The following is an 8,257-nucleotide window of genomic DNA, read 5'->3' as shown; positions in this document are numbered from 1 at the left end:
TCCATGATCCAGCCGCCCGATCCAGCCACCGCGTTTGCCGCCGCGGAGCGCGCTTATTTCGAAGGCCGTTTCCTGGATGCCCGGACGCATCTCGCCGCAATCGCGGAGCTCGGCGCTCCGGCTGCGTATCATTTGCGGGCGATTGTCGAGCAGGCGCTGGGTGATCTTCCGGGCGCCCGGGCGCAGTTCGAAGCGGCCACGCGCCTATCTCCCCGCGATCCCGGTATTTGGAACAATTTCGGCACGCTCCTTCGCCGAATCGGGGACGCTCCGGCCGCACTCGACGCTTACGAACGCGCGCTCGAAATCTCGCCGCGCTTCGCCGACGCGATGTTCAACCGCGCGATCTTGCTGGAACGCCTCGGGCGGCGTGACGAGGCGCGCAGGGCGTTTCGGGCGTTGCTCGACATGCAGCCGGGGGATGCGCGTTACTGGAACGGGCTGGCGCTGGTCGAAAAGGAGAGCGGCGATCTTGCAGCTGCCGCCGCTGCTTATGATCATGCCCTTTCGGCCGCACCCGGCGACAGGCTGGCAACGATCGGCCGGGCCCGGGTCGCGCTGGAGCGCGAGGAAGCCGACACGATCGACCGCTATAGGACCGCGCGGCGGCTGGCGCCCGACGATCCGGAACTCGCCCTTGATGAGGCCGAAGCGCGGCTGGGCCGCGGCGACCGCGCGGCTCTCGATGAGTTGGCGGACTTTGCGCGATCAGCTCCCGACTGGACGCACGGGCAGATTGCGCTGGCGAGAATGCGCTGGGAGCAGGGCGAAAGATCGGGATTTGCGGACCATGTCGAGGCGCTGCTGAAAGCAGAGCCGAAGCGCGCCCGGCTCTGGAGCGGCTACATCCAATTGCTTGCCGGGTGCGGCGAGCCCGCGCGGGCGGCGGATGCGGCGCGGAACGCCCATCGCGCGCTTCCCGATGACGCTTCGCTCCTGCTTGTCGAGGCGACCCATGCCGGCAAGGCGGGTCAGATCGAGCGCGCCGAGGCACTGTTCGCCAAGCTCGCACCGGGCCTGGCGGGACGCAATATCCACGAAGGCGTTCACCGTATCCGCCGCGGCGAGCTCGACCGCGCCGTCGCTCTCGTCGAGGCAGCGCTTGGCGAAGAACCGTGGAGCTATGCCGCCTGGGGCATTGCCGAAATCCTCTACCGAAAAATGGGACACCCACGCTGGGAATGGCTTTCGGGACAACCGGGCTTGGTGAGCGTCTCGTCCCTACCGCTCGATCCGGAAGAATTCCGCGCGGCGGACGCGCTTCTCGAGCGACTGCACCAGAACGCGGTCGAGACGATCGGGCAGAGTGTCCATGGCGGCACCCAGACCCGCTGGCAATTGTTCGATCGCACCGAGCCCGAGATCGCCCGGCTGCGCGGCGCGATCGACCGCGCGCTGACGGACCATGTGGCTAATCTTCCGGCCCGCGATAAGACACATCCGCTGCTGCGGCACAAGGAGCGCAAGGTGGCGATTTGCGCGAGCTGGTCGGTTCGGTTCCTGGATGCCGGCTATCATGTCCCGCACTATCATCCGAAAGGCTTGATCAGCTCCGCCTGTTACATTCGGGTGCCCTCGGTCGCCGCTCCATCGCACGACGGCTGGTTGGAAATCGGCCGCCCGCCGGCAGACTTCCTCTTGGATCTCGAGCCCATTCATGTGATCGAGCCCAAGCCCGCCAGGCTCGTCCTTTTCCCCTCCTACCTGTTCCACGGAACGCGCTCCTTCTCGGTCGGGGAGAGGATGAGCGTCGCGTTCGACGTCGCTGCGATCCAGGGCGGAACCTAGAGCCGAGGTAGGACAATTCCATGAGTCACCTTTGTCGAGACAGCGAGTGACTGGGTCTGGTTGCCCGGTGGAAATCTTGGCATAGATATGGAGGTGGCCCGCCATCCTCTCCTCGCCCAGGCCTTCGCCCTGTCCAACGCCGGCCGCAACGCCGAAGCGGTGCTGATTGTCAGCCGCCTCGCTGGCGAGGGGGAGCCGGAGGCGCTCTACACATTCGGTGAAATGAAGTGGCGGGGCGGCATGGTCCCGCAGGACCCCGCCCAGGGCCGCGACCTGTTCCGGCGCGCCAGCGAGGCCGGGCACCCGAAGGCCGCGCATTATTACACCAATCTCCTCGCCAACGGCGTTGCGGGACCGCGGGACTGGATGGAGGCTTTGTGCCGCCTCCGGAAAGAGGCTGGGGCCGATCGCGCCCGCAAGCAGGCGCTGGCGCTCATCGAGCGGATGGACCTCGACGATTCGGGCGACCCCCGCGCGATCCCGCCCGCCGAGGCACTTAGCGAGGCGCCGCGAGTGCGAACGATCGCCCGCCTCTTCACGGCGACGGAATGCGATTACCTCAAGGCAGTGGCCGAGCCGCTCTACATGCCCTCGATCGTCTACGATGCCCAGCGGCGAGCGGTACGCGACACGATCCGCACCTCCGACGGCTCCACCATCCACTGGGCGATCGAGGATCCCGCCGTCCACGTGCTCAATCGGCGCCTCGCCGCTGCGACCGGAACGTCGGCGGAGCAAGGCGAGGCGCTGCAGATCCTTCGCTACCGGCCCGGCCAGCAATATCGCAACCATCTCGACTTCGTCGCCTCGAGCGAGAACCAGCGCGACCAGACCGCGCTCGTCTATCTCAATCACGATTATCAGGGCGGCGAGACCTGCTTCGTGAAGACCGGCCTCAAGGTGAAAGGGCGCAAGGGCGACGCGCTGATCTTTCGGAATGCCGGGCCCGATCGGCGCCCCGACCCGCTCTCCGAACATGCGGGTCTCCCCGTGACCCGGGGCACCAAGTTCCTTGCCAGCCGCTGGATCCGCGAGAAGCGTTGGGCACCGTAAGAACGCGCGCCGGTGCTTCGCCCCGCACCGGGCTAATCGAGCAATCCTGCGGGCAGGTCCAGCGACTGCCCGGCGCTCTCGGCGACGGCCTCGGCCCAGACGGCGACCTTGTCGATCTCCTCGGCATGGACCGCGGCGGCATCCCGCTGCTCCGCCTGGCGCTCCGCAGCGCCGAACTTCTCGCCGCCTTTCGAGTGGCGCGTGAAGGCATCGCTCTCGGCCAAGCGCGCGGCGGCGCCCTCATCCAGCGCCAGTCCGTAGAGATCCGAGAGCGCATGCAGCGCGCCGTCCGGCCGAGCCAGCAATGTCTCGCTGTCGAGGGTGCGAACGCGGTCCGGGTGACGTTCCGCCAGCTGGCCAAACAGCCGGTGCTGGCCGAGCCAGCCAATCGCGGCGATCTGAAGGTCGGTCTGGCGCAGGATCTCCTCGCTCGAAAAGCCATAGTCGAGCAGTCCGCTTCGGCCGAGCTTGACGAACAGCTCGCGCACCCAGAGCCGGCCCCACATCCCCTTCTTCGCGATCGAGCCGAGGTAGATGCGAAGTGGGGCGTAGAGAAGCAGCGCGCGCGCGTCCGGGCGCATCGCGAGCATCGCGGGAGCGAACGGATTGATCAGGTTGGAGGGCTTCACGATCACCTGCTCGCCGGCCGCGAACGGCCGGGCGAGCAGGGCCAGGGCCGAATCGAGTCCCTCTGCGATCCGTGCCGGCTCGCCCCCGCGGCTCTGCCAACCCTGGATGTCATTGAGGATGACCGGCTCCTTGAGCGTCGTCGCGACGCCTTCGACGTCGAAGGCCCGGGCGAGCAGGGTCGAGCAGCAATAAGCAGAGTGGAAGATGAAGTGAATCGGTGCGGGCGGCGCGGCAGCCGCCAGCGCGGCCCGGCGATCGGCGACGAAAGGCTTCTCTGTCTCGGGCAGATATTCATCGATCAGGAAGGTGGCGGCGCGATGCGTCTCACGCGGCGCGCGGACGAAATGCACCTTGTCGCCGGCCGGGTCGTAGCGATGGGCCAGCCAGGCGGGATCGCGCGCGATCGCGGCCAAGTCGTGGGAAGAGGACGCCATGGCGCTATTTGTCGGTTTCGCGCGCGCGATACAATCCGCCTGTTTCGACCACCATTCGGTCGCCGGCCCCGCCGTTGCGCTTCATGGAGCGCTTCGACTGTGTTAGATGCCGGGCGTTTTTCGAGCAACGGTCAACGGAGAAATCGATGCTACGTCATGTTGCCCTGTTTGCGCTCGGCGCCGCCTGTGCGCTGACCGCCGCACACGCGGTGGCGCAGGAACCCGACCGCCGAGCCAGCGCCGGCAATGACGGCGAGCGGCTGATCTGCCGGCGCATTCCGGACACGGGCTCCTTGGTCCGCACGCGCCGGCAATGCTTCACCCGCGCCGAATGGGATCGCATCGCCGAATCGGCGCAGCGCGGCGCCGGGCGGACGATCTCCGAACTGGCCGGGGGCTTCAACGGCGGCAATTGAGTGCGCCTCGGCGCACGCGCATGATCCGGAGGGAGCGCTGACCGATCTCAGGTCCAAGGACGACGCCGATCCGATGGCGTTGAACACGCGGGGCATGCAGGCCCTGGCGCGCCGCGATTTCGCGGCTGCAGTCGATCTATTCGCTCGCGCCGCCGCGGCCGATCCCGCCGCGCCGCCTCTCTGGATCAATCTCGCCACGGCCCGGCGCGCCGCCGGTGACGACGATGGCGAGCGAGTGGCCCTGCTCAGGGCCTTGTCGCTAGACCAGCGGCATCTCACCGCCAATCTCCGCCTCGCCGAGCTGCACGAGCGGCTGGGTGAGCGGGCCCAGGCTGCGCATCGCTGGGGGGGCGTCCTCGCCCTCGCGGGGGCGCTGCCGGAGGTGCCGCCGACGATGCACGAGCGGCTCAGCCACGCCCGCGCCTATGTCGCCGATGTGGGCGAAGCGTTCGGAAAGGCGCTGGGGAAGGGGCTCGTGAAGGCGCGTTCTGGCCTTACCGCGCGCGAGTTGCGCCGCTTCGATGCCTGCGTCGATACGGTGCTCGGCCGGCGCCGGATCTACGCCAACGAGTGCGAGGGGCTGCATTTCCCGTTCCTTCCCGCCGACGAATTTTTCGACCGGGAATTTTTCCCATGGCTCGCCGAGATCGAGGCGAAGACGGATGTGGTCCGGGCCGAATTCGAGGCGCTGATGCAGAGCGGCCTCGAAGGCTTCTCGCCCTATGTCGAGATGGATGCCGGCACGCCGCAGAACAAATGGACCGCGCTCGATCATTCGCTCGACTGGAGCGCGCTCCATCTCTGGCGGCATGGCGAACGGATTGAGGAGGCCTGCCGCCGCTGCCCGGAGACGGCGGCGCTGCTCGACCGCGTGCCGCGCTCGCAGGTGCCCGGACGGATGCCGACCGCCTTCTTCTCGGTGCTGCGCCCGCGCACCCATTTGCCGGCGCATAACGGCGTCACCAATTCGCGCGCGATCATCCATCTGCCGCTGATCGTGCCGGAGGGCTGCCGCTTCCGGGTCGGCGGCGAGATGCGCGAATGGCAGGTGGGCGAGGCCTGGGCGTTCGACGACACGATCGAGCACGAGGCCTGGAACGACAGCGACGAGCTGCGCGCGATCCTCATCTTCGACGTGTGGAACCCGCATCTGACCGAGGCCGAGCAAGGGCTGCTCCGCGCCTTCTTCGAAGCGTCGGACGCGAGCGGCTTCAACCCCGCGACCAGCACGACCGAGGGCTGAGGCGGGCGCTCAGGCGGGGCTCAAGGTCAGCGCCCCGTCGCCCTCATCGACCTTTACCGTCTGGCCGTCCTTGATCTCGCCTTTCAGGATCGCGTCGGCGAGCGGGTCCTGCAGATATTTCTGCACGGCCCTCTTGAGGGGGCGTGCGCCGTAGACGGGGTCGTAGCCGACCCGGCCGAGCCAGGCCCGCGCACCGTCGGTCAGCTCGAGCTGGATCTTGCGATCCTTGAGCAGCGCCTGGACTCGGGCGATCTGGATATCGACGATCGGGCCCATATGCTCGGCCGCCAGGCGGTGGAAGAGGATGATCTCGTCCAGCCGGTTGAGGAATTCGGGCCGGAAATGGGCGCGGACCAGCTCCATCACCTGCGGCTCGACCTCCGCCACCGTCTGGCCGTCGGCGAGGCCGGTGAGGAACTGGCTGCCGAGGTTGGAGGTCAGGATGATGATCGTGTTGGTGAAGTCGACCGTGCGGCCCTGGCCGGCGGTCAGCCGGCCGTCGTCGAGCACCTGGAGGAGGACGTTGAAGACGTCGCCATGCGCCTTTTCGACCTCGTCGAACAGGACAACCTGATAGGGCCGCCGCCGCACCGCCTCGGTGAGCACGCCGCCTTCCTCATAGCCGACATAGCCGGGCGGCGCCCCGATCAGCCGGGCGACCGAATGCTTCTCCATGAACTCGGACATGTCGATGCGGACCATGGCGTGCGGATCGTCGAAAAGGAACACGGCCAGCGTCTTGGTGAGCTCCGTCTTGCCGACGCCGGTGGGACCCAGGAACAGGAAGCTCCCCATCGGCCGGTTCGGGTCCTGCAGGCCGGCGCGGGCACGGCGGATCGCCTTCGAGACCGCCTCGACCGCCTGGCTTTGGCCGATCACGCGCTTGCCCAGCTCGGCTTCCATCGCGAGCAGTTTCTCGCGCTCGCCCTCGAGCATCCGCTCCATCGGGATTCCGGTCCAGCGGGCGACCACCGAGGCGATGTCCTCGGCAGTGACCTCCTCGCGCAGCATCGCACTGCCGGTGGCGACCGCCGCCTCCTCGAGCTGCTTCTCGAGCGCGGGAATGCGACCGTACTGAAGCTCGCCCGCCTTTGCGAGATCGCCCGAGCGCTGAGCCTGCTCGAGCTCGAGCCGGGCGCCGTCGAGCTGGGCCTTGATCACCGCCTCGCCGGCGATCTTGTCCTTCTCGGCCTGCCAGCGCGTGGTCAGCGCGGCGGACTGCTCCTCGAGCCCGGCCAGCTCGCCCTCCAGCGCCTTCAACCTTTCCTTCGAAGCCGCGTCCTTCTCCTTCTTCAGCGCCTCGCGCTCGATCTTGAGCTGGATGATCCGCCGGTCGAGCGTCTCGATCTCCTCGGGCTTGGATTCCACCTCCATGCGGATGCGCGAGGCGGCCTCGTCCATCAGGTCGATCGCCTTGTCGGGGAGGAAGCGGTCGGTGATGTAACGGTTGGAGAGCGTCGCCGCCGAGACGATCGCGGCGTCGGTGATCCTAACCCCGTGGTGAAGCTCGTATTTCTCCTTCAATCCGCGCAGGATCGAGATCGTGTCCGCGACCGACGGCTCGGCGATGAATACCGGCTGGAAGCGTCGCGCCAGCGCCGCGTCCTTCTCGACATGCTTTCTGTATTCGTCGAGCGTCGTCGCACCGACGCAGTGCAGTTCGCCGCGGGCCAGCGCCGGTTTCAGCATGTTGGACGCATCCATCGCGCCCTCGCCCTTGCCGGCGCCGACAAGGGTGTGCAGTTCGTCGATGAACAGCACGATTTCGCCGGCGGCCGCCGAGATCTCCTGCAGCACGGCCTTCAGCCGCTCCTCGAACTCGCCGCGGAACTTGGCGCCCGCGAGCAGCTGCGCGATGTCGAGCGCCACCAGCTCGCGGTCGCGCAGCGATTCGGGCACGTCGCCGTTCACGATGCGCTGGGCGAGTCCCTCGACGATCGCGGTCTTCCCCACGCCGGGCTCGCCGATGAGCACCGGATTGTTCTTGGTGCGCCGGGAGAGGACCTGCATGACCCGGCGCACTTCCTCGTCGCGGCCGATGACGGGGTCGAGCTTCCCGCGGCGGGCCAGATCGGTGAGGTTGCGAGTGTAGCGCTCGAGCGCCTGGTACTTCTCTTCGGGAGACTGGTCGGTCACCCGGTGCGAGCCGCGCACTTCCTGTAACGCCTGCCGGAGATCGTCGGCGGTGACACCCTGCGCGCTCAGGAGAGAACGGGCGGCGGTTCCCTTCTCCTCCGCCAGCGCGAGGAGCAGATGTTCGGTGGAGGCGTAGGCGTCGCCCATCTTCCGGGCGTCCGCTTCGGCTCGATCGAAGACGCGATGCAGCTCCCGGCTGAAGGTCGGCTCCGCACCCGATCCTTCCTGCTTCGGGAAACGCCCGATCTCGCGCTCGACCTCCTCCAGGAGGCGGGTCACGTTCACACCGGACTTCTGCAGGAGCGGTTGCACCACTCCCTCCGGTTGCTGCAGCAGGGCGAAGAACAGGTGGGCGTCGTTCACCACCGGATTGCCCCGGCGGCGGGCCTCCCCGCCCGCGTCGCGGAACGCCTCCTGCGCCTTGATGGTCATTCGATCCGGTCGGATCATCGCAGCCTCTCGTTGCTTCGGTTCAAGCGATCCGTCTCTGCACCGTCACCCGGTCGGGTACCTCATCCCGGGGGAGCCCGGCGACCGAAGGATCCTGCAAATGCATC

The 8,257-nt window shown here is 67.7% G+C and carries 6 protein-coding genes; 4 read left to right on the top strand and 2 right to left on the bottom strand.

The features are described from left to right. Both ACT4N8_RS04755 and ACT4N8_RS04750 read left to right on the top strand, forming a co-directional pair. The coding region (locus ACT4N8_RS04755; protein ID WP_444856987.1) for a tetratricopeptide repeat protein at positions 1-1,788 on the top strand (1,788 nt) is incomplete at its 5' end. Between the two features lie 93 nt (positions 1,789-1,881). Beyond that, positions 1,882-2,841: a 2OG-Fe(II) oxygenase gene (locus tag ACT4N8_RS04750; RefSeq protein ID WP_444856986.1), complete on the top strand. Its 960-nt coding sequence runs from the start codon at positions 1,882-1,884 to the stop codon at positions 2,839-2,841. Positions 2,842-2,873: 32 nt separating this feature from the next. Here the strand turns inward: ACT4N8_RS04750 and ACT4N8_RS04745 are convergent, their stop codons facing one another. Further along, positions 2,874-3,905 (bottom strand): hypothetical protein, encoded by a 1,032-nt coding sequence (locus tag ACT4N8_RS04745; RefSeq protein ID WP_444856985.1) that lies wholly within the window; start codon positions 3,903-3,905, stop codon positions 2,874-2,876. An 83-nt stretch (positions 3,906-3,988) separates the two neighbouring features. On the opposite strand from ACT4N8_RS04745, the gene ACT4N8_RS04740 reads away from it, so the two are divergent. Continuing rightward, positions 3,989-4,321, top strand: coding sequence for a hypothetical protein (locus ACT4N8_RS04740; RefSeq protein ID WP_444856984.1), 333 nt, complete (start codon positions 3,989-3,991; stop codon positions 4,319-4,321). A gap of 73 nt (positions 4,322-4,394) precedes the next feature. Beyond that, complete coding sequence (locus ACT4N8_RS04735; RefSeq protein WP_444856983.1) at positions 4,395-5,564, top strand: aspartyl/asparaginyl beta-hydroxylase domain-containing protein; 1,170 nt, start codon at positions 4,395-4,397, stop codon at positions 5,562-5,564. A gap of 9 nt (positions 5,565-5,573) precedes the next feature. Here the strand turns inward: ACT4N8_RS04735 and clpB are convergent, their stop codons facing one another. Then, the gene (gene clpB / locus ACT4N8_RS04730) at positions 5,574-8,150 is read right to left on the bottom strand and encodes an ATP-dependent chaperone ClpB (protein WP_444856982.1); all 2,577 of its coding nucleotides are present in this window, start codon (positions 8,148-8,150) and stop codon (positions 5,574-5,576) included. Positions 8,151-8,257 lie beyond the last annotated feature (107 nt).

The organism is Sphingosinicella sp. (assembly GCF_052387495.1).
Lineage (GTDB): Bacteria > Pseudomonadota > Alphaproteobacteria > Sphingomonadales > Sphingomonadaceae > Allosphingosinicella.
Note: the sequence above shows the minus strand (reverse complement) of the source record. Positions and strands in the feature narration are given on the sequence as shown.